This is a genomic window from [Erwinia] mediterraneensis (assembly GCF_900604315.1).
Lineage (GTDB): Bacteria > Pseudomonadota > Gammaproteobacteria > Enterobacterales > Enterobacteriaceae > Pantoea > Pantoea mediterraneensis_A.
The window spans coordinates 2,200,641-2,226,854 of the sequence record NZ_LR026978.1; the positions used below are offsets into that span (position 1 = coordinate 2,200,641).

Annotated in this window: 19 protein-coding genes and 1 riboswitch; of the genes, 7 read left to right on the forward strand and 12 right to left on the reverse strand. The window is 57.0% G+C overall.

Going from position 1 to position 26,214, the window contains the following annotated elements; all coding sequences use genetic code 11:
- The first annotated feature begins 56 nt into the window (after positions 1-56).
- The 5 genes from dapB (at position 57) to folA (ending at position 7,840) form a co-directional block, all read left to right on the forward strand.
- A complete protein-coding gene (gene dapB, locus E0E17_RS10210; protein ID WP_130833966.1) occupies positions 57-872 on the forward strand; it encodes a 4-hydroxy-tetrahydrodipicolinate reductase in 816 nt (271 codons plus the stop codon).
- A gap of 470 nt (positions 873-1,342) precedes the next feature.
- Positions 1,343-2,491 (forward strand): glutamine-hydrolyzing carbamoyl-phosphate synthase small subunit, encoded by a 1,149-nt coding sequence (carA, locus tag E0E17_RS10215; protein WP_130833967.1) that lies wholly within the window; start codon positions 1,343-1,345, stop codon positions 2,489-2,491.
- 14 nt (positions 2,492-2,505) lie between these two features.
- On the forward strand, positions 2,506-5,730 hold the full coding sequence (gene carB, locus E0E17_RS10220) for a carbamoyl-phosphate synthase large subunit (protein ID WP_130833968.1): 3,225 nt from the start codon (positions 2,506-2,508) through the stop codon (positions 5,728-5,730).
- A gap of 230 nt (positions 5,731-5,960) precedes the next feature.
- Positions 5,961-7,103, forward strand: coding sequence for a porin (locus tag E0E17_RS10225; RefSeq protein ID WP_130833969.1), 1,143 nt, complete (start codon positions 5,961-5,963; stop codon positions 7,101-7,103).
- A 248-nt stretch (positions 7,104-7,351) separates the two neighbouring features.
- Positions 7,352-7,840, forward strand: a complete 489-nt coding sequence (gene folA / locus E0E17_RS10230) for a type 3 dihydrofolate reductase (protein WP_207302052.1) — start codon at positions 7,352-7,354, stop codon at positions 7,838-7,840.
- A gap of 78 nt (positions 7,841-7,918) precedes the next feature.
- Here folA and apaH read toward each other — a convergent pair whose 3' ends face one another.
- Genes apaH through lptD form a run of 6 tightly spaced genes read right to left on the reverse strand, consistent with a single transcriptional unit; the run spans position 7,919 to position 14,722 of the window.
- Positions 7,919-8,752: a bis(5'-nucleosyl)-tetraphosphatase (symmetrical) ApaH gene (apaH, locus tag E0E17_RS10235; RefSeq protein ID WP_130833970.1), complete on the reverse strand. Its 834-nt coding sequence runs from the start codon at positions 8,750-8,752 to the stop codon at positions 7,919-7,921.
- 60 nt (positions 8,753-8,812) lie between these two features.
- The gene (apaG, locus tag E0E17_RS10240) at positions 8,813-9,190 is read right to left on the reverse strand and encodes a Co2+/Mg2+ efflux facilitator ApaG/CorD (RefSeq protein ID WP_130833971.1); all 378 of its coding nucleotides are present in this window, start codon (positions 9,188-9,190) and stop codon (positions 8,813-8,815) included.
- 4 nt (positions 9,191-9,194) lie between these two features.
- The gene (rsmA, locus tag E0E17_RS10245; protein WP_130833972.1) at positions 9,195-10,019 is read right to left on the reverse strand and encodes a 16S rRNA (adenine(1518)-N(6)/adenine(1519)-N(6))-dimethyltransferase RsmA; all 825 of its coding nucleotides are present in this window, start codon (positions 10,017-10,019) and stop codon (positions 9,195-9,197) included.
- The gene (gene pdxA, locus E0E17_RS10250; protein WP_130833973.1) at positions 10,012-11,004 is read right to left on the reverse strand and encodes a 4-hydroxythreonine-4-phosphate dehydrogenase PdxA; all 993 of its coding nucleotides are present in this window, start codon (positions 11,002-11,004) and stop codon (positions 10,012-10,014) included. Before pdxA ends, rsmA begins: the two co-directional genes overlap by 8 nt.
- Positions 10,994-12,289 carry a peptidylprolyl isomerase SurA gene (gene surA / locus E0E17_RS10255; RefSeq protein WP_130833974.1) on the reverse strand — a complete coding sequence of 432 codons (1,296 nt, stop codon included), beginning with the start codon at positions 12,287-12,289 and terminating at the stop codon, positions 10,994-10,996. Before surA ends, pdxA begins: the two co-directional genes overlap by 11 nt.
- 54 nt (positions 12,290-12,343) lie before the next feature.
- Positions 12,344-14,722 (reverse strand): LPS assembly protein LptD, encoded by a 2,379-nt coding sequence (lptD, locus tag E0E17_RS10260; protein WP_237680772.1) that lies wholly within the window; start codon positions 14,720-14,722, stop codon positions 12,344-12,346.
- Positions 14,723-14,904: 182 nt separating this feature from the next.
- On the opposite strand from lptD, the gene djlA reads away from it, so the two are divergent.
- The gene (gene djlA, locus E0E17_RS10265; RefSeq protein ID WP_130833976.1) at positions 14,905-15,723 is read left to right on the forward strand and encodes a co-chaperone DjlA; all 819 of its coding nucleotides are present in this window, start codon (positions 14,905-14,907) and stop codon (positions 15,721-15,723) included.
- Between the two features lie 45 nt (positions 15,724-15,768).
- On the opposite strand, the gene rluA is transcribed toward djlA, so the two are convergent.
- The 3 genes from rluA to polB form a co-directional block, all read right to left on the reverse strand.
- A complete protein-coding gene (gene rluA, locus E0E17_RS10270) occupies positions 15,769-16,422 on the reverse strand; it encodes a bifunctional tRNA pseudouridine(32) synthase/23S rRNA pseudouridine(746) synthase RluA (RefSeq protein ID WP_130833977.1) in 654 nt (217 codons plus the stop codon).
- Between the two features lie 36 nt (positions 16,423-16,458).
- Positions 16,459-19,365, reverse strand: a complete 2,907-nt coding sequence (gene rapA, locus E0E17_RS10275; RefSeq protein WP_130833978.1) for an RNA polymerase-associated protein RapA — start codon at positions 19,363-19,365, stop codon at positions 16,459-16,461.
- A gap of 154 nt (positions 19,366-19,519) precedes the next feature.
- Entirely contained in the window at positions 19,520-21,880 is a 2,361-nt protein-coding gene (polB, locus tag E0E17_RS10280; RefSeq protein ID WP_130833979.1) for a DNA polymerase II, read from the reverse strand.
- Positions 21,881-22,045: 165 nt separating this feature from the next.
- Here polB and E0E17_RS10285 point away from each other — a divergent pair, with 165 nt between their 5' ends.
- Positions 22,046-22,810: a DedA family protein gene (locus tag E0E17_RS10285; protein ID WP_130833980.1), complete on the forward strand. Its 765-nt coding sequence runs from the start codon at positions 22,046-22,048 to the stop codon at positions 22,808-22,810.
- Here the strand turns inward: E0E17_RS10285 and thiQ are convergent.
- Genes thiQ through thiB form a run of 3 tightly spaced genes read right to left on the reverse strand, consistent with a single transcriptional unit; the run spans position 22,807 to position 26,064 of the window.
- Positions 22,807-23,508 carry a thiamine ABC transporter ATP-binding protein ThiQ gene (thiQ, locus tag E0E17_RS10290; RefSeq protein WP_130833981.1) on the reverse strand — a complete coding sequence of 234 codons (702 nt, stop codon included), beginning with the start codon at positions 23,506-23,508 and terminating at the stop codon, positions 22,807-22,809. The genes E0E17_RS10285 and thiQ overlap by 4 nt on opposite strands.
- Entirely contained in the window at positions 23,492-25,102 is a 1,611-nt protein-coding gene (gene thiP / locus E0E17_RS10295; protein WP_130833982.1) for a thiamine/thiamine pyrophosphate ABC transporter permease ThiP, read from the reverse strand. Before thiP ends, thiQ begins: the two co-directional genes overlap by 17 nt.
- Positions 25,078-26,064, reverse strand: coding sequence for a thiamine ABC transporter substrate binding subunit (gene thiB, locus E0E17_RS10300; protein WP_130833983.1), 987 nt, complete (start codon positions 26,062-26,064; stop codon positions 25,078-25,080). Before thiB ends, thiP begins: the two co-directional genes overlap by 25 nt.
- Positions 26,065-26,108: 44 nt before the next feature.
- Positions 26,109-26,213, reverse strand: a riboswitch (TPP riboswitch).
- Position 26,214: the final 1 nt, after the last annotated feature.

Genomic DNA, 26,214 nt, shown 5'->3' on the forward strand with positions numbered 1-26,214 from the left:
GATGGTTAACCTGTTTGCGCTTTTCATGCATGATTTTGCCGCAGGAATGAATAATTATGAAAGAAATCCGCATTGCTATTGTTGGTGCGCCGGGTCGCATGGGACGCAACTTAATTCAGGCCACACAGCAGGCGGAAGGCGTGGTACTGGGTGCTGCCCTGGCACGCCCGGGCTCATCGCTGGTTGGCAGCGATGCTGGCGAGCTGGCCGGTTCAGGTAAAACCGGTGTGCGGGTCAGCGACGATCTGCGTGCCGTGATTGATGACTTTGATGTACTGATCGACTTTACCCGTCCCGAAGGCACGCTGGAGTATCTGGCGCTGTGCCGCGCTCATAAAAAAGCGATGGTCATTGGTACTACCGGTTTTGATGAGGCGGGCAAAGCGGCTATCCGTGCCGCAGCAGAAGAGATTGGCATCGTGTTTGCCGCAAATTTCAGCGTAGGCGTGAATCTGGTGCTCAAGCTGCTGGAGAAAGCGGCCAAAGTGATGGGTGAGTATGCGGATATTGAGATTGTTGAAGCCCATCACCGGCATAAAGTCGATGCGCCTTCCGGCACGGCGCTGGCCATGGGGGAAGCGATCGCCGATGCAATGAACTGGAAGCTGGATGAGCACGCGGTCTATGCACGGGAAGGCCATACCGGCGAGCGTAAAGCGCAGACCATCGGTTTTGCTACGGTTCGTGCCGGAGATATTGTGGGTGAGCATACGGCGATGTTTGCTGACGTGGGCGAGCGCGTAGAGATAAGCCATAAGGCCTCCAGCCGCATGACTTTTGCTAATGGCGCGGTTAAAGCGGCGTTCTGGTTAAAAGACAAGGAATCCGGCCTTTATGATATGCGTGATGTGCTGGATTTATCGATGTTGTGAGTGTTGTTAACCATCGTGATGTGGTTATTGCAATCATTAAGTTAATGATTGGCAAGGGCGATAATTTTATCGCCCTTTATTTTTAGTGAAAATCAGGGTTTTGACTGTTTTTTTTATCGGAACGGCTATTTGTTGGTATTTTTCTTGTTTCCCGGCTCTTCGCGAAACAAAATTTGACCATCTGATCATGATTGTTGCCTCCTGCCGTCAGGTGCCGTATTATTTTAGTTACGCAATCGATTATTTCTCACAGTTATCCTGCTTTTTTGCTGCTTAATTCTGTTAATCACCCTCAGAGCGTTAAAAAAAACAAAAATATTACCCTTCAGGGTAGACAAGGCCCAGGGTGATCATTAGAATGCGCGCAATTTGCCAAAAATCGACCAGTCAGGCGGTTTTTGCATTGATTCAACCGGGCATTATGAATTAATATGCAAATATTATGACTGTTTATTCCCCTGGAGGATGTTTTGATTAAGTCAGCGCTCTTGGTTCTGGAAGACGGAACCCAATTCCACGGTCGGGCCATCGGGGCAACGGGATCGGCAGTGGGGGAGGTCGTTTTCAATACGTCAATGACCGGTTATCAAGAAATCCTCACTGATCCTTCCTATTCCCGCCAAATCGTTACCCTCACTTATCCCCATATCGGCAATGTCGGCGCTAACGCCACTGATGAAGAATCCCCCCGCATTCACGCTCAGGCTCTGGTTATTCGCGACCTGCCGCTGATTGCCAGCAACTTCCGTAGCGAAGAGGGATTATCCGCCTATCTGCAACGCAACAATATTGTGGGTATTGCTGATATCGATACGCGCAAACTGACGCGTCTGCTGCGGGAAAAAGGGGCGCAAAACGGCTGTATCATTGCGGGCGATAATCCGGATGCTGCACTGGCGCTGCAAAAAGCCCGGGCGTTCCCCGGCCTGAAAGGGATGGATCTGGCGAAAGAAGTGACCATCACCGAGCCTTATATCTGGGTGCAGGGTAGCTGGTCGCTGCAAACCAACCTGCCGGAACAGAAGAACGCCGATGCGCTGCCTTACCATGTGGTGGCCTACGATTACGGCGTGAAGCGCAATATCCTGCGCATGCTGGTGGATCGCGGCTGCCGCCTGACGGTGGTGCCGGCGCAAACCCCGGCGGAAGAGGTGCTGAAAATGAATCCGGACGGGATTTTCCTCTCCAACGGACCCGGCGACCCGGAGCCATGCGACTACGCCATTAACGCGATTAAAGCTTTCCTGGAAACAGAAATCCCCGTCTTTGGTATCTGTCTCGGCCACCAGCTGTTAGCGCTGGCGAGCGGAGCGCAAACTGTGAAGATGAAACTGGGCCATCACGGTGGTAACCACCCGGTGAAAGATATCGATAATGACAAGGTGATGATTACCGCGCAGAACCACGGCTTCGCAGTGGATGAGACGAACCTGCCCGCCTGTCTGCGCATCACCCATACCTCTCTGTTTGACCAGACGGTACAGGGCATTCACCGTACGGATAAACCCGCTTTCAGCTTCCAGGGCCATCCGGAAGCGAGCCCGGGTCCCCATGATGCGGCGCCGCTGTTCGACCACTTTATCGAACTGATCGATATTTACCGTTCAAAAGCTAAGTAATCAGGAGCTTCAAGATGCCAAAACGTACAGATATAAAATCCATCCTGATCCTTGGCGCCGGTCCGATTGTTATCGGCCAGGCCTGTGAGTTTGACTATTCAGGCGCGCAGGCGTGTAAAGCGCTGCGTGAAGAGGGTTACCGCGTTATCCTGGTGAACTCCAACCCGGCCACCATCATGACCGACCCGGAAATGGCCGATGCCACTTACATCGAGCCGATTCACTGGGAAGTGGTACGTAAAATTATTGAGAAAGAACGTCCGGATGCGGTACTGCCTACCATGGGCGGCCAGACTGCGCTGAACTGCGCGCTGGAGCTGGAGCGTCAGGGCGTGCTGGAAGAGTTTGGCGTGACCATGATTGGCGCCACGGCAGATGCTATCGATAAAGCGGAAGACCGTCAGCGCTTCGACAAAGCGATGAAAAGCATCGGGCTGGAGACTGCCCGTTCCGGTATCGCTCACAACATGGAAGAGGCGCTGAAAGTCGCTGAAGATGTGGGCTTCCCCTGCATTATTCGTCCTTCCTTTACCATGGGTGGTTCCGGCGGCGGCATCGCCTATAACCGCGAAGAGTTTGAAGAGATTTGTGAACGTGGTCTCGATCTTTCCCCTACCAGTGAACTGCTGATTGATGAGTCGCTGATTGGCTGGAAAGAGTATGAGATGGAAGTGGTGCGTGACAAAAACGACAACTGCATCATCGTCTGCTCCATCGAAAACTTTGACGCCATGGGGATTCACACCGGCGACTCCATCACCGTGGCCCCGGCACAGACTCTGACCGATAAAGAGTATCAAATCATGCGTAACGCCTCGATGGCGGTACTGCGTGAAATCGGCGTAGAAACCGGCGGTTCTAACGTGCAGTTTGCCGTTAACCCGAAAAATGGCCGCCTGATCATTATCGAAATGAACCCGCGCGTCTCCCGCTCTTCGGCGCTGGCCTCCAAAGCGACCGGCTTCCCGATCGCCAAAGTGGCGGCCAAGCTGGCGGTGGGTTATACCCTCGATGAGCTGATGAACGACATTACCGGTGGTCGTACGCCTGCATCCTTTGAGCCTTCTATCGACTATGTCGTCACTAAAATCCCGCGCTTTAACTTCGAGAAATTTGCTGGTGCCAATGACCGTCTGACCACGCAGATGAAATCGGTGGGTGAGGTGATGGCGATTGGTCGCACGCTGCAGGAATCGATGCAGAAAGCGCTGCGTGGTCTGGAAGTAGGTGCCACCGGCTTCGACCCGAAAGTGAATCTTGACGACGCCGAATCCCTGACCCGTATCCGTCGTGAGCTGAAAGATGCTGGCGCAGAACGTATCTGGTACATCGCGGACGCGTTTCGTGCCGGAATGTCAGTGGACGGCGTGTTTAACCTGACCAACATTGACCGCTGGTTCCTGGTGCAGATTGAAGAGCTGGTGCGTCTGGAAGAGAAAGTGGCTCAGGAAGGAGTTCAGAGCCTGACCGCGGAGTTCCTGCGTCAGCTGAAGCGTAAAGGCTTTGCCGATGCGCGTCTGGCAACCCTCGCAGGCGTGGCAGAAAGCGAAATTCGTAAGCTGCGCCATCAGTACAACCTGCATCCGGTCTACAAACGCGTCGATACCTGTGCCGCTGAGTTCTCAACCGATACCGCCTACATGTACTCCACTTATGAAGAGGAGTGTGAATCCAATCCGCACCAGGATCGCGACAAAATCATGGTGCTGGGCGGTGGTCCGAACCGTATCGGCCAGGGTATCGAGTTCGATTACTGCTGCGTCCACGCCGCGCTGGCGCTGCGTGAAGATGGTTACGAAACCATTATGGTGAACTGTAACCCGGAGACGGTATCAACCGACTACGACACCTCCGACCGCCTCTATTTCGAACCTGTTACGCTGGAAGATGTGCTGGAAATTGTGCGCATCGAGCAGCCGAAAGGGGTGATTGTGCAATATGGCGGCCAGACGCCGCTGAAACTGGCGCGTGCGCTGGAAGCCGCAGGCGTGCCGGTGATTGGCACCAGCCCGGATGCTATCGACCGTGCCGAAGACCGTGAGCGTTTCCAGCAGGCGGTTGAGCGCCTGAACCTGAAACAGCCGGAGAACGCCACCGTTACCACGCTGGAGCAGGCGGTAGAAAAAGCGGCTGCCATTGGTTATCCGCTGGTGGTGCGTCCTTCCTATGTACTGGGCGGTCGCGCCATGGAAATCGTTTATGACGAAATCGACCTGAAACGCTACTTCCAGACCGCTGTCTCTGTTTCCAACGATGCACCGGTACTGCTGGATCGCTTCCTGGACGATGCTATAGAAGTGGATGTGGATGCCATCTGTGACGGCGAGAATGTGCTGATTGGCGGCATCATGGAGCATATCGAGCAGGCTGGCGTTCACTCCGGTGACTCCGCCTGTTCACTGCCTGCCTATACGCTGAATAAAGAGATTCAGGACGTGATGCGTCACCAGGTGAAGCAGCTCGCCTTTGAACTCGGCGTTCGCGGCCTGATGAACGTGCAGTTTGCGGTGAAAGATAACGAAGTCTATCTGATTGAGGTAAACCCACGTGCGGCGCGTACCGTACCGTTCGTTTCTAAAGCCACCGGCGTTCCGCTGGCTAAAGTGGCCGCCCGCGTGATGGCTGGCAAAACCCTCGCCGAACAGGGTGTGACGGAAGAGGTGATTCCGCCTTACTACTCAGTGAAAGAGGTGGTGCTGCCGTTCAACAAGTTCCAGGGTGTTGACCCGATCCTCGGGCCAGAAATGCGTTCTACCGGTGAAGTCATGGGCGTCGGCCGCACCTTCGCTGAAGCCTTTGCCAAAGCGATGCTTGGCGCGCAAAGCAACATGAAGAAAAGCGGCCGCGCGCTGCTTTCGGTACGCGATGGCGACAAGAAACGTATTGTTGACCTGGCGGCCAAGCTGCAGAAATTTGGCTTTGAGCTGGATGCGACACATGGTACGGCGGTCGTGCTGGGCGAAGCGGGAATTAATCCTCGTCTGGTGAACAAAGTTCATGAGGGGCGTCCGCATATCCAGGATCGCCTGAAGAACGGTGAATATGCCTACATCGTCAATACCACCGCGGGCCGTCAGGCGATTGAGGACTCACGTCTGATTCGCCGCAGTGCGCTGCAGTATAAAGTGCATTATGACACCACGCTGAACGGGGGCTTTGCCACCACCATGGCGCTGAACGCGGATCCTACAGAGCAAGTGATTTCCGTACAGGAAATGCACGCGCAGATCAAAGCGTAACCTGTCTGCTGTAAGAACGGCCCCTGCGGGGGCCGTTTTTTTTGCTGCTTATTTATCCGATCTACTGTTTTTGTTACAGCTGATTTACCTTAATTCAAAAAAGTTCCTGTTTTTTTCATGATTATTTAAAAAATAGCACAATTCTATAAAGCCAGCGCTTCCCGTTAAAACAAGACAGGGTGTAAGATTCCGTGCCTGATTTTCAGGTTTTTCTTATTCAGGATAATAATATGAACACCTCTTTGCGCGTGCTTTCACTCTGCTGCGGCGCGGCGCTGATGACAGCGTCATTTGCCAGCCAGGCAGAAGTCACCCTGTTAAAGGCCGATCCGCAAGCGGGCGATCCGCTCAGCCGTTTAACTTTCCAGGTCGGCGGCAGTATTCGTCCGCAGGTTAACCATCAGACCGGTGGGAAAGACAGCTCTTACAAACGTGACGGCTTTGACGGCGGCACGCGCTTCCGTTTCAGCACTGACTACGCGCTGTTTGATGATGTCAGCTGGATTAACTACTACGAACTGGGTGTTAACATCCCGAAACTGTTCGACTGGGATCACCATTATGCGGAAAACGCGCATAATACCACCCGTCGTCAGCTCTATACCGGCCTGAAAAGCGCCACCTGGGGCCAGCTGACTTTTGGTCAGCAGAACAGCGTTTATTATGATGTGGTCGGTGCCAAAACTGATATCTGGGATTACGACATGCTGGGTCAGGCACCGGGCAACGGTATCAACGGTGATTACGATGGATCTTACCGTTCACGTCAAATGCTGAAATATAAAAACAGCTTTGGCGATGCCGATGTCTACGCCTCTTACCTGTTTGACGACAACAACTACCTGCCGGGTGATGGCCTGCGCTATAAGCGTAAGGGCGGCGGCTCGCTGGGTGTGGATTATCACATCACCTCTGATCTGACCCTGGGCGCGGCGTGGAACTATACCCGTGCGACCATGCGTAATCCGGGCAATGGTGAAAGCAAAGATTATAACCAGAATCTGCTCGGTACCGCGCTCAGCTGGAAACCAGGCAACTGGACCTTCTCGGCAGGCGGCGGCTGGTATCAGAACTTCCTGCTGACCAAAAATCATGACGTTAATGACTACTTCGCGGGTGATGCCTGGGGCGTGGAATACTATGCCGGTTATAAGTTCCCGATCCAGCAGTACGCGGTGAAGGCGATTCAACCCTACTTCATGGGCGACCGCCTGGAATATGTTAACGGACGTCAGTATCAGCGTATCGATAACGGCCTTGGCGTGACCTTGTTCCTCGATTACGGCTTCCGCGTCGATTACGAACATGTCTTTACATCCAGCACAGACAATCAGGGCGACATGAACGTTGTGCGCCTGCGCTACGATTTCTGATGTGGCAAAAAACGGCTCTTTGCGAGCCGTTTTTTTTCAGCCTGGCAACAGTGAAGAATCTCTTATGCCAGCGAGACGGCAGAATCTGGCGATATAGGCCATCCGGCTGGCCTGGTTCTGGTGTAATACTCTGCGCAACAGCCCGAAAACGGCTGCAACAATGCTTTACTTAAATACCGCTTTATCCCTATCGACGAAAGTTTCACCTTTACGTATGATGGCGCCAATTTTTCCCCTGTGAGTCTTTTATGATGATAAGTTTGATCGCGGCATTGGCAGCGGATCGTATCATTGGTATGGAAAACGCCATGCCATGGAACCTGCCTGCTGATTTGGCGTGGTTTAAGCGTAACACCCTGAATAAGCCGGTTATTATGGGGCGTCTGACCTTTGAATCTATTGGTCGTCCGTTGCCGGGTCGCCTGAATATTGTGGTCAGCAGCAAGCCGGGTACGGTGGAAGGCGTCACCTGGGTCAGCTCACTGGATGAAGCTGTTAAGGCGGCGGGTGAAGTGGAAGAGATCATGGTGATTGGCGGTGGCCGTATTTATGAGCAGATGCTGCCGCGGGCCGATCGTCTTTATCTCACCCATATAGATGCGGAAGTGGAAGGAGATACGCAGTTCCCCGATTATGAACCCGATGAATGGCAATCCACCTTCAGCGAGTTCCATGATGCCGATGCGCAGAATTCGCACAGTTACTGTTTCGAAATTCTGGACCGTCGTCGCGCATAAGTTATCCGGACGCGGCTGTCCTTGCCTGATTCGTCAACGGCTTCCTGTTCCGCAACGGAATAAGGAAGCCGTTGGCTTTTACAGTTCCTCCATCGCGCCGGTACGGCTCGAGGTCTGGGTGTAGTAGCGACCGCTCTCCCAGTGCAGTAACGTCAGATCGCCTCCCCAGCAGCAGCCCGTATCCAGGCCAATAATGCCTTCCGGCGTGCCTTTGCCTTCCAGCGACGCCCAGTGACCAAACACAATGGTATAGTCTCGCGCCACCGGACCGGCAATCTGAAACCAGGGCTTCAGCGGCGGCGGGGCAGATTCAGGCGCCTCTTTACAGATCATATCGAGCTGACCGTTAGGGAAGCAGTAGCGCATGCGCGTCAGCGCGTTGGTGCTGAAACGCAGCCGCGCCAGGCCCGTCAGTTCCGGCTTCCAGTTGTTTGGCATATCGCCATACATGGCATTCAGAAACAGCGGATAACTGTCACTGGAGAGCACCGCTTCTACTTCACGCGCGCACTGTTTTGCCGTGGCCAGATCCCACTGCGGCGTGATGCCCGCGTGACCCATCACCAGCTTTTTTTCTTCATCCACCTGCAGCAGCGGCTGGCGGCGTAGCCAGTTGATCAGCTCATCGGCATCGGGCGCTTCCAGCAGATGGGTAAGACGATCTTTGGGTTTGTTGCGGCTGATGCCGGCAAATATCGCCAGCAGATGAAGATCGTGATTACCGAGCACCAGCCTGACGCTCTCCCCCAACGATTTCACGTAGCGTAGCACTTCCAGTGAGCCTGGCCCGCGCGCCACCAGATCGCCGGTCAGCCAGAGCGTGTCCCGGGCGGGATCAAACTGCACCTGCGCCAGCAGAGCACGCAACTCGACATAACAGCCATGGACGTCGCCAATCAGGTATGTACTCATCTGTTTTTTTACCCGGTATAAAAAACAACAAGCCCGGGCATGCCGGGCTGAGTCAGAAAGTCAGTGGATATGCGTTTGTACAGCAAGTCGGAACACCGGGATATCAACGTGAAAGGAGTCGCCATTCTCATCAATCATCACGTAGTGACCCTGCATAGTGCCCATCGGCGTTTCGAGGATCGCTCCGCTGGTATACTGAAATTCGCTGCCGGGCGCAATCAACGGCTGTTCGCCTACCACGCCCTCGCCCTGAACTTCGGTTTCCCGACCGTTACCGTTGGTAATCAGCCAGTAGCGCCCCAGGAGCTGCACCGCATGACGTCCGAGATTGCGAATGGTGATCGTATAAGCGAACACGTAGCGATCCTCTTCCGGGGAAGATTGAGACTCGATATACAGGCTCTGCACCTGAACACACACGCGGGCCGCTTCACTCATGGACTCAGTTCTCCTGCGATTTACCCTGCTGACTGGCCAGCCAGTTTGCCAGCTGGCAATACTGCATCACCGATACGTTTTCAGCCCGCAGCGTGGCATCAATGCCCAGTTCATCCAGCACCTCGGCGCTGAACAGATGACCCAGGCTGTTACGCAGCGTTTTACGACGCTTACCGAAAGCTTCAGTGGTGATGCGGCTCAGAATACGTATATCACTGACCGGATACGGCGGTTGCTCAAAAGGCACCAGGCGCACCACGGCGGAATCGACTTTGGGAGGCGGCGTAAAGGATTCCGGCGGCACTTCCAGCACCGGGATCACCTGGCAATAGTACTGCGCCATCACGGTCAGTCTGCCGTACGCCTTGCTGCCAGGCCCCGCAACCAGACGGTTTACCACCTCTTTTTGCAGCATGAAGTGCATATCCTTGATCGAACCAGTATAGCTGAAAAGATGGAACATCAAGGGCGTCGAGATATTGTAGGGCAGGTTGCCAAAGACGCGCAGCGGTTGCCCCCGTTCCTGCGCCAGACGGGCAAAATCGAAGGTCATTGCATCCTGCTGGAAGATGGTGAGTTTCGGCCCAAGGAACGGATGGGTTTGCAGGCGTGCCGCCAGATCGCGGTCGAGTTCCACCACCGTCAGTGTGTCCAGGCGTTCGCCCACCGGCTCGGTGAGCGCGCCCAGGCCGGGGCCGATTTCCACCAGCGCTTCGCCGCGCTGCGGATGAATAGCGGCGACAATGCTGTCGATAATGTACTGATCGTTCAGGAAGTTCTGCCCGAAACGTTTACGGGCGTAGTGCCCCTGATGGACGCGATTATTCATTACTGCTCTTAATCATGGTGATGGCGAGGTTAAGCGCCGTGATAAAGCTGCCCGGCTCCGCCTGACCCAGACCTGCAAGTTCAAGTGCAGTGCCGTGGTCAACAGAGGTACGGATAAAGGGCAGGCCCAGGGTGATATTCACCGCCCGGCCAAAGCCCTGATATTTTAATACCGGCAGTCCCTGATCATGATACATCGCCAGTACAGCGTCGGCATTATTCAGGTATTTGGGCTGAAACAGCGTATCGGCCGGCAGGGGACCGGTGAGCTGAATGCCCTGCTGGCGCAGATGCTCCAGCGCCGGAATGATAGTGTCGATCTCTTCCCGCCCCATATGGCCGCCTTCGCCCGCATGGGGGTTCAGACCACACACGTAAATATGCGGCTGGGGCAGACCAAATTTCTGTTGCAAATCGCGATGCAGAATGGTCACTACTTCATGCAGGCTTTCCTGCGTAATAGCTGCAGAGACATCTTTTAACGGCAAATGGGTGGTAGCGAGCGCCACACGCAGGGTTTCCGTCGCCAGCATCATCACGACGCGATCGCCGCCTGCACGTTCGGCAAAAAACTCCGTGTGGCCGGTAAAGGGAATACCGGCGTCATTAATAACGCCTTTATGCACCGGGCCAGTGACCAGCGCCGCAAACTCACCGTTCAGGCAGCCATCGCAGGCGCGCGCCAGACTTTCCAGGACGTAATGACTGTTGGCGACGCACAGCTCACCGGCTTTTACCGGCTGCGCGGTTTCCAGTTCCAGCAGGGTTAAGCTTCCGGCGCGTTGCGGCCGGGCGGCGGCTTCAGGCTGATAGAGTTGCAGCGTCAGCGGCAGGCCCAGCGCGGAGGCACGGTTTTGCAACACCTCCGCAGAGGCGCAGACCACCAGTTCAACCGGCCAGTCATATTGAGCCAGCTGAACGATAAGGTCGGGACCAATCCCGGCGGGCTCGCCGGGGGTGATCGCTACACGAAAATTACTGTGCATTGGCATCCAGAATCTTCACGTAAGCACCGGCGCGCTCTTCCTGCATCCAGGTCTGCGCTTCTTCGGCGAATTTACGGTTAAACAGCAGTCGATAAGCACGCTCTTTCTGTGCCGCATCGGTTTTATCAACCTGACGAGTCGCCAGCAGTTCGATCAGGTGCCAGCCAAAGGAGGAGTGCACCGGGGCGCTCATCTGACCTTTCTGCAGACGCAGCAGGGCATCGCGGAACGCAGGATCAAACACTTCCGGCGTGCTCCAGCCCAGATCACCGCCCTGATTCGCTGAGCCGGGATCTTCAGAAAGCTGTTTGGCTGCGGCGGCAAAGGTGGTTTTCCCGCTGCGGATATCGGCGGCAACCTGTTGCAGTTTCGCACGCGCCTGGTCGTCAGTCTGAATCGGAGACGGTTTCAGCAGAATGTGGCGGGCATGCACTTCGGTCACCGAGATATTTTTGCTCTCACCGCGCAGGTCGTTCACTTTCAGAATATGGAAGCCAACGCCGGAACGAACCGGACCAACGATATCGCCTTTTTTCGCCGAGCTCAGCGCGCGGGCAAACAGTGTCGGCAGCTCTTCAATTTTGCCCCAGCCCATATTGCCGCCTTTCAGCGCCTGCGGATCGGCAGAATAGGTCACTGCCAGCTTGCCAAAATCCGCGCCGCTGTTCAGTTCGCTAATCAGCTGTTTCGCCAGGTTTTCCTGATGATCGACCTGCTCCTGGCTCGGGTTTTCCGGCAGCGGCAGCAGAATATGGCTGATATTCAGTTCGGTGCCCTGGGTATTCTGCGAGGCAAGCTGAGTGGCCAGCGTCTCCACTTCCTGCGGCAGAATAGTGACGCGACGACGCACCTCATTGTTGCGCACCTCGGCGATCAGCATCTCTTTGCGAATCTGGGCGCGGTAATCATTGTAGTTGATGCCATCGTAAGCCAGGCGGCTACGCAGCTGATCGACGCTCATCCGGTTCTGTGCGGCGATATTCTGAATCGCCTGATCCAGCTGCTGATCGGTGATCTGCAGGCCCGCTTTTTCGCCCATCTGCAGGATAATGTTATCCATAATCTGACGCTCAAGGATCTGATTACGCAGCGTACGATCGTCCGGCAACTGCTGACCGGCCTGCTGCGCCTGGCCCTTGACGGTGCGCATCATACTGTCAACATCACTCTCCAGAACCACGCCGTTATTCACGACGGCGGCGACTTTATCAACCATTTGCGGGGCTGCAAACGCGGTGCTGGCCGTCAGGGCTGCACCAAGAATCAGCATTCTCCAGTTCTTCATACTTTATCCATAGTTGTTTCCGCACTGCGGGATAGCCTGTCAAACATCACAACATCAGAACGCGCGCTGGTAAGGAATGATCCCCTGACGCAGCATTTCGTTGGTGCCTAAGCCATAGTTGGCGCTCAGACCACGCAGCTCAATGTTGAATGAGATTTGGTTGTCATACTTACTCTCGTTCTTTTCCCAACCGTTGATTTTGCGTTCGTAACCCAGACGAATGGCGTAGCAGCAGGAGCTGTACTGCAGACCAATCAGCTGATCGGCCGGTTTGCTGTTGCGCGTATCGTAATAATACGCGCCGACCACGGACCAGGCGTCGGCAATCGGCCAGCTGGCGGTGGCACCCACCTGAGAAATCCCGTTTTTATAAATATCTGCATAATTTCGGTTAGTTAACTGTCCCGAGTTATTCAGGGCAGTAGCAACATATTCCGGACTGCTGTAACGGTAGCTCAGCTGTACCATGCGATCCGCATCGCGACGATACTCCAGCACGGTATTCCCCTGGGCAAAATTATTGAGGCGCGTATCGTACTGAATGCCGCCACGCAAGCCCCAACGATCGCTAATTTTCCACCAGGTGTCTCCGGCCCAAATCAGGCTGCCGGTATCATCTTCGTCGCTGGTTTCGGTCAGACCGGTGCGGGAAGGACTAAACGAGTAGATTTGACCCACAGAAACGTTAAAACGTTCAACCAGATCGTTATCATAAATACGTGTCGTGACGCCGGTGGCCACTTCGTTCGCCGATGCGATGCGATCGAGGCCGCTATAAGTACGATCACGGAACAGGCCGGTATAGTCGGTTTGCAGCAGCGTTGAGTCGTAAGCGTAGATATGGCTCTGGTTGCGGTAGGGCACATAGAGGTACTGCACACGCGGCTCCAGCGTCTGCGTGTAGCCCTGCGCCCAGTCCATATCGCGGTCAAACACCAGACGGCCATCCACTTTAAACTGCGGCAGGGTACGGTTTACCGACTCTTTCAGCTGGTTATTGCGATCGCTATCCACCGTGTTGTTATAGTACTCGACGCCATCCTGCTGATAGTGCGTGGCGAGCAGTTTCGCTTCGGTATTCAGGCTCGCCCAGCCGTTAGACAGGGGCAGATTCAGCGTCGGCTCAATATGCAGACGCGTGGCATCGGGATAGCGCTCGTTGACATTGGTAAACTTCACCGCCTGAGCATAGATACGGCCATCGAAGGGGCCGATATCATTCTGATAGACATTTACATCCAGCTGCGGCTGCGCACGATAAACATTGCGCGTATCGCTGCCAAAGATCTGGAAGTCGCGGCTGGAAAGGGTGGCGTTCCAGTTGGTATCCGCATAGCCCACGCTGAACTTCTGCGTCGCATAGCCATCGGTAGAACTGTAATATTCTGAATCGAGATCGTTGAAGTAGTAGCGATCACTGACCTTGGTATAGTCAGCGTTAAAGCGCCAGTGCTGGGCATAGACCCCCGAATGACGCCAGTAGAAGAGCCAGCGGCGGGTGCTGTCATCATCCGAGATATTGCGCACGCTCTTGTCGCGATCATACTGATCATCCGACGGCAGATAGTCAAACTCAATCAGACCCGCGCCCGCCTCGGTGAGGTAACGGAACTCATTCTGCCACTGCAGGCCGCGTTGACTCATATAGTGCGGTGTGATGGTCGCATCCATCTGCGGGGCGATGTTCCAGTAATAAGGCAGCGTAAATTCAAAACCGCTGTCGCTGCCATATTTTGCGTTCGGGATCAGGAAACCGGAGCGGCGACGATCGCCAATCGGCAGTTGCAGGTAAGGGCTATAGAAAATCGGCACCGCACCCAGCTTGAAACGCGCATTCCAGATTTCCGCCACCTCTTCCTGCCGATCCTGGATCACTTCGGAGCCGACCACGCTCCAGCTGTTGGAACCCGGCAAACAGGAGGTAAAGCTGCCGTTTTCCAGAATGGTGTAACGGTTATTACCACGCAGTTTCATCTGATCAGCGGTGCCGCGCCCCTGGCGGTTCACCATCTGATAGTCGCCATTCCAGACGTTAGTATCTTTGCTGTTCAGATTTGACCAGGCCTTCGGCCCTTTCAGGATCACCTGATTATCGTCATAGTGCACATTACCCAGCGCATCGACGGTGCGTACCGGTGTGGTTTGCCCCTCTTGCGTGCGCTGATGTAGCTGAACTTCATCGGCGCGCAGACGGCTGTTGCCCTGCTGGACATCCACGTTACCGCTGAAAACCGCGTCATCCGGATAGTTGCCTTTCGCTGCATCGGAATGAATGGTCACGGGCAGCTCATTAGTGGCGCCATTCACCAGGGGACGGTTATAGGCCGGCACGCCCAGCATGCACTGCGACATCAGGTCGTCGGCGACGCTATGCTGACTGTAGAGCGCTGCGCCAATCATGGTGGCCAGCAGAGTAGGTATACGTTTTTTCATACGCGGTATCGAGAATTCCATGCAAACTGGCATCATGCCGACAATCGGGTCAGAGACTAACGTACAGACTGGCGTTGTGCCAGCGTTAATCCTTGTCTGTCCGTGTTGCCGTTAGGCGCTCGGGTAAATGAGAGGTATGATAATGCAAATTTAAGCCGCAAGCATGGCGAATTGAGGAGTATATGCGCTACTGGGGAAAAGTTATTGGTCTGGTGCTGGGATTACTTTCCGGTATGGGCTTCTGGGGTATCGTGATTGGCCTGTTTATCGGCCATATGGTTGATAAAATTCGAAGTGCGCAGGGACAAAGTTACTTCGCCAACAATCAGACCCGACAACATTTATTCTTCCTGACCACCTTTCAGGTAATGGGCCATCTGACAAAGTCCAAAGGACGCGTCACCGAAGCGGATATCCAGATCGCCTCGTTATTGATGGATCGCATGCAGCTGCACGGCGATGCGCGTAGTGCTGCGCAACGCGCCTTTCGTGAAGGTAAAGAGAGCGACTACCCGCTGCGCGCCCGCCTGCGCGAACTGCGCAGCGCCTGTTTTGGCCGCTTCGATCTGATTCGGATGTTTCTGGAAATTCAGATTCAGGCCGCTTTTGCCGATGGCAGCCTGCATCCCAACGAGCGTCAGGTACTGTATGTGATCGCCGAGGAACTGGGCATCTCCCGTGTGCAGTTCGATCAGTTTTTACGCATGATGGAAGGCGGCCAGCAGTTTGGCGGCGGCTACTCGCAGGGCTCTTCACAGGGCGGCTGGCAGCAGGCGCAGCGTGGCCCCACGCTGGAAGATGCCTGCAGTGTGCTGGGGGTGAAACCCACCGATGACAGCGCCACCATTAAACGCGCCTGGCGCAAGCTGATGAGCGAACATCATCCCGATAAGCTGGTGGCGAAAGGGCTGCCACCCGAGATGATGGAAATGGCGAAGCAGAAGGCGCAGGAGATTCAGGCGGCCTACGAGCTGATTCGCAAAGAGAAAGGCTTTAAATAATCGCCGGCTCAGGCAGCGCACGGGCGCTGTCTGAACGCGTCCGCGTTAAAAATCCGCCGGCTGGCGAAAGGTCATGCTGGTGCCGAATTTCGGATGGGTGATGGTCAGGCTTTCCGCATGCAACAGCAGACGCGGCGCCATCGCTTTCGCCTCTGGATGGGCATAAAAGCCATCACCGAGAATCGGATGCCCCAGCGCCAGCATATGCACGCGCAACTGATGCGAGCGGCCGGTGATCGGCTTCAGCAGCACACGCGCACTGTTATCCGTCCCATATTCCAGCACCTGCCAGGCGGTTTGCGCCGCTTTGCCGGTGTCGAAACAGACTTTCTGCTTTGGCCGGTTCGGCCAGTCACAAATCAGCGGGAGATCCACGATACCTTCCGGCGGCTGCGGATGGCCCCAGACGCGCGCAACGTAGGTTTTTGCCGGCTCGCGCTCGCGAAACTGGCGCTTCAGCTCGCGTTCGGCGGCTTTGGTCAGCGCGACCACAATCACCCCGCTGGTGGCCATATCGAGACGGTGTACTGACTCGGCATGGGGAAAATCACGCTGAATACGCGCCATTACGCTGTCTTTGTGCTCTTCCAGCCGTCCGGGCACGGAAAGCAGACCGCTCGGCTTGTTGATCACCATAATGTGATCGTCCTGATAGAGGATATGCAGCCAGGGATTCTGCGGCGGATTGTAAGGTTCCATACTCTGTCCGATAGGGGGCCCGCAGGCCCCTTGCGATTACTGATGCGTGACGACAATAAGACGTAACGCGTCAAGACGCCAGCCCGCGTCATTGAGGCTGGCCAGCACCTGCTGACGGTTATTCTCCAGCGCCTCAATTTCATCCTCACGGATATTGTGGTTGACCGCCTTCAGGGCTTCCAGACGTGACAGCTCGGCGCTCAGCTTCTCATCGGCTTCACGACGCGCCGCGTCGATCAACGCCCGCGCTTCCGGCACGATCTGCGTTTCCGCCAGCGTCAGGATGCTGTGCACATCCTGCTGCACAGCGTTAACCAGTTTGCTGCCGGTATGACGATTCACTGCGTTCAGCTGACGGTTAAAGCTCTCAAACTCCACTTTGCCCGCCAGGTTAGTGCCGTTGCGATCCAGCAGCATACGCACCGGCGTCGGCGGCAGAAAACGCGTCAGCTGCAGATGTTTTGGCGCCTGCGCCTCCACCACATAGATCATCTCCACCAGCAGGGTACCAACCGGCAGCGCTTTGTTTTTCAGCAGCGACAGCGCGCAACTGCCGGTATCGCCGGAGAGGATCAGATCCAGCCCGTTGCGGATCAGCGGATGCTCCCAGGTAATAAACTGGGTATCTTCGCGCGACAGCGCCTGATCGCGGTTAAAGGTGATGGTGCAGCCATCTTCCGGCAGGCCGGGGAAATCGGGCACCAGCATATGATCGGACGGCGTCAGCACGATCAGGTTATCACTGCGATCTTCCTGATTGATACCGACAATATCAAACAGATTCAGCGCAAAGTTAACCAGCTCGGTATCGTTATCCTGTTCTGCGATGGCGTTGGCCAGCGCCTGAGCCGCCTCGCCGCCGTTGGAGTTAAGCTCCAGCAGGCGATCGCGCCCCTGTTCCAGCTGGCTTTTCAGCGCTTCATGCTGCTTGCGACAGGCGTGGATAAACTCGTCGAAACCTTCGCTGTTCTCTGGCGCGGCCAGAAACTCAATCAGCTGGTCGTGCACCTTGTCATAAATGGCGCGACCGGTGGGGCAGGTGTGTTCAAACGCATCCAGGCCCTCATGATACCAGCGCAGCAGCACTGCCTGGGCGGTCTTCTCCAGCCAGGGCACCAGAATCTGAATGTCATGCGCCTGGCCGATTCGATCGAGACGGCCAATACGCTGCTCCAGCAGATCGGGGTTAAACGGCAGATCGAACATGATCAGACGGCTGGCAAACTGGAAGTTGCGACCTTCCGAGCCGATCTCCGAACAGAGCAGCACCTGCGCGCCATCCTCTTCAGACGCGAACCAGGCGGCGGCGCGGTCACGTTCAACAATCGACAGGCCTTCATGAAACACCGCCGCGCGGATACCTTCTCGTTCGCGCAGGACCTGCTCCAGCTGCAGCGCGGTGGCCGCTTTGGCACAGATCACCAGCACTTTCTCTTTGCGATTGGTGGTGAGGTAGCCCATCAGCCAGTCAACGCGCGGATCGAAGTTCCACCAGGTGCCGCTGTCGCCTTCGAATTCCTGATAAATTTGTTCCGGGTAGAGCATATCGCGTGCGCGTTCTTCCGCGCTTTTGCGCGCGCCCATAATGCCGGAGACTTTAATCGCTGTCTGATACTGGGCAGGCAGCGGCAGACGGATCTGGTGCAGTTCGCGGCGCGGGAAGCCTTTCACGCCGTTACGCGTGTTACGGAACAGCACACGGCTGGTGCCGTGGCGATCCATCAGCATGGAGATTAGCGACTGACGCGCCTCCAGCTTGCCTTCGGCCTGACCGTTTGCCACCTGCAGCAGCGGCTCAATATCTTCTTCGCCCACCAGGTCGCTAACCAGGTTCATCTCTTCATCGGAGAGCGTTTTGTCCGCCAGCAATGTAGTAACCGCGTCGGCGATCGGGCGGAAGTGCTGCTGCTCTTCGACAAACTGGGCAAAGTCGTGAAAGCGGTTGGGATCGAGCAGACGCAGGCGGGCAAAATGACTCTCCATGCCGAGCTGCTCCGGCGTCGCGGTCAGCAGCAGCACGCCGGGGATCTGTTCCGCCAGCTGTTCAATCACCTGATATTCGCGGCTCGGCGCGCCTTCTGACCAGGCAAGATGGTGCGCTTCATCCACCACCATCAAATCCCAGTCGGCGTCAGCCAGCTGCTCAAGACGCTGCTTGTTGCGGCGCACAAAGTCGAGCGAGCAGATAATCAGCTGTTCGGTATCGAAGGGGTTATCGCTGTCGTGCTGCGCTTCGGTATAGCGACCATCATCAAACAGCGCAAAGCGCAGGTTAAAGCGGCGCAGCATCTCCACCAGCCACTGATGCTGTAAGGTTTCCGGCACCACGATCAGCACGCGCTCGGCACGGCCTGCCAGCAGCTGCTGCTGAATAATCATGCCCGCCTCGATGGTTTTGCCGAGACCCACTTCATCGGCCAGCAGTACGCGCGGCGCATGACGACGGCCCACATCATGGGCGATATGCAGCTGATGCGGGATCAGGTTGGTGCGCATACCGCGCAGGCCGCTGATCGGCAGACGATACTGGGCGCTCTGATATTTACGGGCACGGAAGCGCAGCGCGAAACGGTCCATGCGATCCAGCTGCCCGGCAAACAGGCGATCCTGCGGCTTGCTGAACACCAGCTTGCTGTCGAGCATCACTTCACGCAGTTCGACGTCCGCTTGCTGCGTATCCAGACGCGTGCCAATGTAGGTCAGCAGATCATTTTCGTTGCGGACCTCATCGACCAGCATTTGCCAGCCTTCATGGCTGGTGACGGTATCACCCGGATTGAACATCACGCGGGTAATCGGAGAATCATTGCGGGCATAAAGGCGGTTTTCGCCGGTTGCCGGAAAGAGCAGGGTAATCATGCGCGTGTCCAGGGCAACTACCGTACCCAATCCCAGTTCACTTTCCGTATCACTGATCCAGCGTTGACCCAATGTAAAAAGCATAAATTTTTAGCTCGATTCTCTTAACGTGTAATGAAGATGTCCACCTGCTCACAGGCAATACCCTTCCGCCAGGCAAAAGAGCCCGGGCAGATGTCAGAGCGGTGAGATTCAGGAAGGGCGCTATGGTACTGGAAGGTAAGACGTTCGTCACCTGTCAAAAAAGCCCCAGCTGCCCCGTTATCAGTGTAGCAAAGTCGCCCTCAACGAAAGGCAGAATGGCATCTGCGATGGGCTGCAGCTGCTTTGCCACATAATGATCATAGTCCAGTGCCGCGCTGCGCGCCTCCAGCGGCTCTGGCCCGGCGAGGGTCATCACGTAGCGAATGCTGCCCCGGTTCTGGTACTGCAGCGGGCGGCCCAGCCGGCGATTCTGCTCATCCGCCAGCCGGGCGGCCCGGACATGCGGCGGCACGTTGCGTTCATACTCTTTCAGCGGTCGCCGCAGCTGTTTTTTATACACCAGCAGATCGTCCAGCTCGCCCGCCAGCAACTGGCGTACGGTATCACGCACATAATCCTGCCACGGCTGACGATGAAAAATGCGTGCGTAGAGCGCCTGCTGAAACTGTTGCGCCAGCGGTGTCCAGTCGGTACGGACCGTCTCCAGCCCTTTAAACACCATCCGCTCGCTGTCGCCGCTGCGGATCAGACCCGCATAGCGTTTCTTGCTGCCCTGTTCAGCGCCGCGAATGGTGGGCATCAGAAAACGGGAAAAGTGAGTCTCATATTCCAGCTCCAGCACGCTGGTGAGCCCGGCGCTCTGCTGCAGGTGCTCGCGCCACCAGCTGTTGACCTTTTGCGCCAGCCGCTGGCCGATCGCCGTCGCCTCGTCATCATCATGGGCGCTTTTCAGCCAGACAAAGGTGGAGTCGGTATCGCCGTAAATCACGTCGTAACCTTCTGCCTCAATCAGATGGCGCGTCTGCTGCATAATTTCATGGCCGCGTAGCGTGATGGAAGAGGTGAGGCGTGGGTCGAAGAAGCGGCAGGCGCTGGTGCCCAGCACGCCATAAAAGGCGTTCATAATGATCTTCAGCGCCTGTGACAGCGGCTTGTTGCCCTGTTGCTTCGCGGCTTCGCGTCCCTGCCAGATCTGGCTGACCAGCTCCGGCAGGCAGTGGGTCTGTCGCGAGAAGTGCGCGCCGCGAAAACCGGCCACGGCATGGGCCGCATCCGGCTGCGCCTGGCCTTCAACCAGGCCCACAGGGTCAATCAAGAAAGTCCGGATAATCGAGGGATAGAGGCTTTTGTAATCCAGCACCAGCACCGAGTCATACAGGCCCGGGCGGGAATCCATCACGTAACCGCCGGGACTCGCTTCCGCCGCCACTTCGCCGTGATTGGGCGCGACATAACCTGCGCGGTGCATACGTGGGATATAGAGATGATTAAACGCCGCTACTGACCCGCCGTGGCGATCCACCGCCAGGCCGTTCACCGCAGCGCGTTCCAGCAGAAAGGGCATGATCTCCGTCTGGTGAAAGATGCGTGTCACCAGTTCGCAATCTTTCAGGTTATAGCGGGCCAGTGCTGGTTTATCATGGGCAAAACGCCAGTTGATCTCCTCCATGCGCTGCCAGGGATTATCGATCGCTTTCCCCTCGCCCAGCAGCGTTTGCGCCACTGTCTCAAGATTGAAGGAGGGAAAATCCCAGAAGGCGGACTTGAGCGCTTCAATGCCATCAATAATCAGTCGTCCCGCCGCCTGGGCAAAGAAGATACCGGGCTTAAAGCCATGCTCGCGCCATTCCAGCGGCGTCTGCTGACGGCCGAGACGCAGCGGAATGGCGTAGCGATCAGCATGTTTCTGCAGGATGCGCAGATCGAACTGCACCAGGTTCCAGCCGATAATCACATCGGGATCGTGACAGGCGAACCAGGCATTCAGCGCCTCCAGCAGCTGCGGGCGGCTGTCAACATAGATCAGGTCAAAATCGAGGTCGCGAGCTTCGCCGTTCGCCGGCCCCAGCATATAGACCTGGCGCTGGCCGCAGCCTTCCAGGCCGATACAGTAAAGTTCGCCGTGCTGGGTGGTTTCAATGTCCAGCGAGACCCATTTCAGCGGCGGACGGTAGTCGGGATGGGGTTTCAGACGGGCGTTGACCAGCGTATCGCCCTGCGGTTCGCCGCTGAACCAGACGGGCGCAGTGATAAAGCGCTCCATCAGATAGCGCTCCGGCGGGCGGATGTCGGCCTCATAAACCGGAATTTTGTTCTCGCGCAGCAGCTTTTCCAGCCGCTGCAGCTGGCGCTGTTGACGACAGTACAGGCCGAATACCGGACGGCAACGAAAGTCTTTCAGCTGCAGCGGTGCGAGACGCACCTGTGATTCCTGCGCCAGCAGCGTTTCCACCCGGGACTGATACAGTTGCGGAATAAAGGCCACCGCTTCCTGCGGCGGCAGCACCAGCCGCTGCGCACCCTCATCCGTAGCCAGCCAGAGGACCACTTCAATGCCGTTTGCGCTGTCGCGCCAGTGGCGGGTCAGCAGAAATCCTGCGCGTGGACTGTTCACAATTTCTCCGGTATGTAAGCGGACAATAGTATAGCATGGTTATTTATACAGTTCTGTGTGCGGGATCGGGCGCTGACGATTGTCAACATTCCCCTACAAATCTTGCCTTGACGCTATCGCGCAGGCTCAGGACAATCCAGGCTTCTTTTTCTGCTGAGGACGGTTATGGAAGCCTGGCTACAACACCTGTTTACGCAATCGCTGGAGTGGGCTCTGCTGGCCATCGCCCTGGTGACGTTTCTCGAATCGCTTGCGCTGGTGGGACTGGTGCTGCCCGGCACGGTACTGATGGCCAGCCTGGGCGCGCTGGTCGGCAGCGGCCAGATCGGACTCTATCCCGCCTGGGCGGCGGGGCTGGCGGGTTGCCTGCTGGGAGACTGGATCTCTTACGGCATTGGCTGGAAGTTCCAGGGGCCGCTGCACCGCTGGAAGTATCTGCAAAAGCATCGCAGGTTGCTGGATAAAACGGAGCATGCGCTGTATGAGCACAGTCTGTTTACCATTCTGGTGGGACGCTTTTTCGGGCCGACGCGTCCGCTGATCCCGCTGGTAGCGGGGATGCTGGAGCTGCCAGTGCGTAAATTTCTGCTGCCTAATATTATCGGCTGCGTACTATGGCCGCCGGTCTATCTGATGCCGGGGATTCTGGCGGGCGCCGCCATTGATGTGCCGCAGGCGGCGCAGAGCGGCGGCTTTAAATGGCTGCTGTTAGGGGTGGCGCTGGTGGTCTGGCTCGGACTCTGGTTCTGCTGGCGCTGGTGGCGGCGCAACAAAAAACGCGACTGGGCCAGCGCCTGGCTGCCGGCGCAACGCCTGCACTGGCTGGCGCCGCTGGGACTGCTGAGCGCCGTAACAGCCTTTGCGGCGATTCAGTTTCATCCCCTGATGCCCGCCTTCCGTCATCAGCTCGCGCAGGTGTTCCTCGGCTAACGGAGCGGGATGCCGAGCACTTCGGCTTCCCGCGTCTCGCCCGCCAGCAGGCGGGCGGTGCTGCCATCCCAGCCAATACGGCCATCGACAATCACCAGACTGCGTGGCGCAATCTGCGCCGCATCTTCCAGGCTGTGCGATACCATCAGCAGCGTGATCTGGCGTTCATCGCAAACCGTGGTTACCAGCTGCAGCATCTCTTTGCGTAATGCCGGATCGAGGGCAGAAAAAGGCTCATCCAGCAACAGGATCGGTTGCTGCCGCAGCAGGCAGCGCGCCAGCGCCACACGCTGACGCTGACCGCCCGAAAGCTGGCCTGGCAGGCGCGTAAGCAGCTCGCTCAGGCCCACGCGGGCAGCAATCTGTTCCAGCTGTGTGCGTTGCCCGGCATTAAGCTTCAGCCCCGGATGTAGCCCCAGGCCCATATTCTGCGCTACGTTGAGATGGGGAAACAGGTTGTTCTCCTGAAACAGCATTGAGACCGGACGTTGTGCCGGCACGCTGTGGGTATGGTCTGCGCCATTCAGCCACAGGGTTCCCTGGCTTACCGGCAGGAAACCGGCAATCAGGCTCAGCAGGGTGCTTTTTCCGGCGCCGCTCGGGCCGAGAATCGCCAGCCGCTCGCCGCGCTGCGCCGTAAAAGAGAAGCGCATCGGCAGGTGCTGGTAGAGGTACGTCAGGTCAGTGAGTGTCAGCATGGCGGCCTGGCAATTTTTCCATCAGAGTGAACAGGAGCAGACAGATCAGCAGCAACAGCAGCGCAGTGACGGCACCGTCCTGGCCGCGATAAGCACCGATCTGCTGATAGAGATAGAAGGGCAGGGTGCGAAAATCGGCGTTGCCGAACAGCGCCACTACGCCAAAATCGCCGATCGACAGCACCGAGGCGAAGGCCAGCGCCTGCCCGATGGGGCGTTTCAGCGCCCGCAGTTCGATCAGCCGCAGCCGGTTCCAGCCGCGGATATCCAGCGCCAGGCAGAGGCGGGAGTAGCGCTCAGCGATATCACGCATCGGATTCTCCAGCACTTTCATGGCGTAGGGAATGGCGATCAGCGCATTGGTGAATATAATCAGGCCCTCCGCTGAGGAGGGCAGGCCAGTGGTGGCGTTAAACAGCAAAAAGAAGCCGGTCGCCAGCACAATCCCGGGCATGGCGAGGATCAGCATCCCGCTCATTTCCAGCATCTGCGCAGGCAGGCGGCGCTGGCGTAAACGCAGCTCGCGGCTGCTCCACAGCAGCATCAGGGTCAGCACCACGCAGAGCAGCGCGGCACCGAGAGCGATACGCAGCGAGGTAAAGGCCGCCAGCCAGAGAGCAGATTGTTGCAGCGCGCCACGCATGCCGCCGTTCAGCCCGTCAACCAGCACCGCCAGCAGCGGCGGCAGCAGCAGCAGCAGTGCCAGGCCAATCAGCAGCGCATCGCTCAGGCGGGCAAAGCGGCTGTCGGCTGGATCGCGCCAGCTCTGCAACTGACTGCTGCCCATCGGCAACGCCTTGCTCAACTGCTGACTCAGCAGCACCAGCGCAAGGCAGCAGAACAGCTGGATCAGCGCCAGCAGCGCGGCGCGTCCCGGATCGTAGTCGTAACTTAACGCCTGATAGATCGCCAGCTCGATGGTGGTGGCCTGCGGGCCGCCGCCGAGCGAAAGCACGGTGGCAAAACTGGCGAAACAGAGCATAAAAATCAGCGCGCTGGCGGGCAGCAGCTGACGACGCAGCCAGGGCCACTCCAGCAGACGAAAAGAGTGCCAGCCGCGCATATTCAGCTGCGCCGCCAGCTGGCGCTGCTCGCCGGGGATCGCTTCCAGTGCCTGCAGCAGGAGCCGGGTGGCCAGCGGCAGGTTAAAAAAGATATGCGCCAGTAAAATGCCCTGCAGGCCGTAAGGGGAAAAATGATAGTCGATGCCGATCCACTGGCAGAGCTGCGCCAGCCAGCCGGTGCGACCATAGACGGTCAGGATGCCGAACACCGCTACCAGCACCGGCAGCACCAGCGTCATCGCGCACAGACGCAGCAGCAGCTGGCGGCCGGGGAAACGGCGACGGCAGAGCGCACGCGCCAGGGGAATCGCTGGCAGCACGGAAAAGAGCGCGGAGAGCAGCGCCTGCCAGAAAGAAAAGGCGATCACATGATGCAGATACTTATCCTGCAGCAGGCTGTGCCAGTCGATCTGCGGGGCGCTGAACCACAGCGCCGCAAAGGCGAGCAGCGCCACGGCGCACAGCAGCAGCGCTGCCAGCGCGCCGGGCAGCAGCCAGCGCGCCATCAGCGGCTGACGGCGCGTTGCCATGCGCTGATCCAGGCGGCGCGCTGATCGGCCACCTGCTGCGGGGTAAACTGCAGCGCAGTTTGCGGCACGCTGAGTGTGGCAAACCCTTCAGGCAGATCGCTCTTGATCACCGGGTACATCCAGTTGCCGCGTGCAATGGTGTTCTGGAAAGCCGGAGAGATCATAAACTGCATAAACTGCTGCGCCAGTGCGGGCTGTTTGCTGCTCGCCAGGCGGGCCGCGACTTCCACCTGGAGATAGTGCCCTTCGGCAAACGGGGCTGCTGCGTAGTTATCCTTCTTCTCTTCAATCAGGTGATAGGCGGGGGAAGTGGTGTAGCTCAGCACCAGGTCGCCTTCGCCTTTCAGAAACAGACCGTAAGCTTCACTCCAGCCTTTGGTGACGGTGACGGTCTTCGCGGCCAGCTTCTGCCAGGCGTCGGGCGCCTGATCGCCGAAGACGTTCTGCATCCAGAGCAGCAGACCCAGGCCCGGCGTACTGGTGCGTGGATCTTCATAAATGACCCGCCATTTCTCCGGGCTCTCTACCAGCTCTTTCAGGCTTTGCGGTGGGTTCTTCAGTCGGTTTTTGTCATAGACAAAAGCGAAGTAGCCATAATCGAAGGGAATAAAAGTGCTGTTTTGCCAGCCGCCCGGTATCTGCAGGGCGCTGCTGTCGATCGCCGCCGGGGCAAACAGGCCGGTTTTCTCCGCCGCCTGGATCAGGTTATTGTCCAGTCCCAGCACCACATCCGCCTTGCTGTTTTTGCCTTCCATACGCAGACGGTTCAGCAGCGAAACGCCATCTTCCAGCGCCACATACTTCAGTACGCAGTCGCACTGCGCTTCAAACGCTTTTTTAACCGCCGGGCCGGGGCCCCAGTCAGCGGCAAAGGAGTCATAGGTGTAGAGGGTTAATTCCGGACGGGCGGCCAGCACGGGCGCGGATAACAGCAGCAGAACAGGCACAATTTTCTTAAGCACTTTGCGTTCCTCAGAGAAACAAAAGGTGAGCCGCAAAGGATCTGAGCAGAAGGCATCTCAAATCCCTACGCCAGCATTAACTGGATCAGGTTCGACGGGTATTTCTCAGCCTGTATCGTCAAGAAAATCAGACACCCCGTTGAGGTCGGC

What these genes read in the sequence shown, in the direction of transcription:
- dapB (WP_130833966.1), top strand. Translation starts at nt 57, where the DNA reads ATGAAAGAAATCCGCATTGCTATTGTTGGTGCGCCGGGTCGCATGGGA.
- carB (WP_130833968.1), top strand. Translation starts at nt 2,506, where the DNA reads ATGCCAAAACGTACAGATATAAAATCCATCCTGATCCTTGGCGCCGGT.
- E0E17_RS10225 (WP_130833969.1), top strand. Translation starts at nt 5,961, where the DNA reads ATGAACACCTCTTTGCGCGTGCTTTCACTCTGCTGCGGCGCGGCGCTG.
- folA (WP_207302052.1), top strand. Translation starts at nt 7,352, where the DNA reads ATGATGATAAGTTTGATCGCGGCATTGGCAGCGGATCGTATCATTGGT.
- apaH (WP_130833970.1), bottom strand. Translation starts at nt 8,752, where the DNA reads ATGAGTACATACCTGATTGGCGACGTCCATGGCTGTTATGTCGAGTTG.
- apaG (WP_130833971.1), bottom strand. Translation starts at nt 9,190, where the DNA reads ATGAGTGAAGCGGCCCGCGTGTGTGTTCAGGTGCAGAGCCTGTATATC.
- rsmA (WP_130833972.1), bottom strand. Translation starts at nt 10,019, where the DNA reads ATGAATAATCGCGTCCATCAGGGGCACTACGCCCGTAAACGTTTCGGG.
- pdxA (WP_130833973.1), bottom strand. Translation starts at nt 11,004, where the DNA reads ATGCACAGTAATTTTCGTGTAGCGATCACCCCCGGCGAGCCCGCCGGG.
- surA (WP_130833974.1), bottom strand. Translation starts at nt 12,289, where the DNA reads ATGAAGAACTGGAGAATGCTGATTCTTGGTGCAGCCCTGACGGCCAGC.
- lptD (WP_237680772.1), bottom strand. Translation starts at nt 14,722, where the DNA reads ATGAAAAAACGTATACCTACTCTGCTGGCCACCATGATTGGCGCAGCG.
- djlA (WP_130833976.1), top strand. Translation starts at nt 14,905, where the DNA reads ATGCGCTACTGGGGAAAAGTTATTGGTCTGGTGCTGGGATTACTTTCC.
- rluA (WP_130833977.1), bottom strand. Translation starts at nt 16,422, where the DNA reads ATGGAACCTTACAATCCGCCGCAGAATCCCTGGCTGCATATCCTCTAT.
- rapA (WP_130833978.1), bottom strand. Translation starts at nt 19,365, where the DNA reads ATGCTTTTTACATTGGGTCAACGCTGGATCAGTGATACGGAAAGTGAA.
- E0E17_RS10285 (WP_130833980.1), top strand. Translation starts at nt 22,046, where the DNA reads ATGGAAGCCTGGCTACAACACCTGTTTACGCAATCGCTGGAGTGGGCT.
- thiQ (WP_130833981.1), bottom strand. Translation starts at nt 23,508, where the DNA reads ATGCTGACACTCACTGACCTGACGTACCTCTACCAGCACCTGCCGATG.
- thiP (WP_130833982.1), bottom strand. Translation starts at nt 25,102, where the DNA reads ATGGCAACGCGCCGTCAGCCGCTGATGGCGCGCTGGCTGCTGCCCGGC.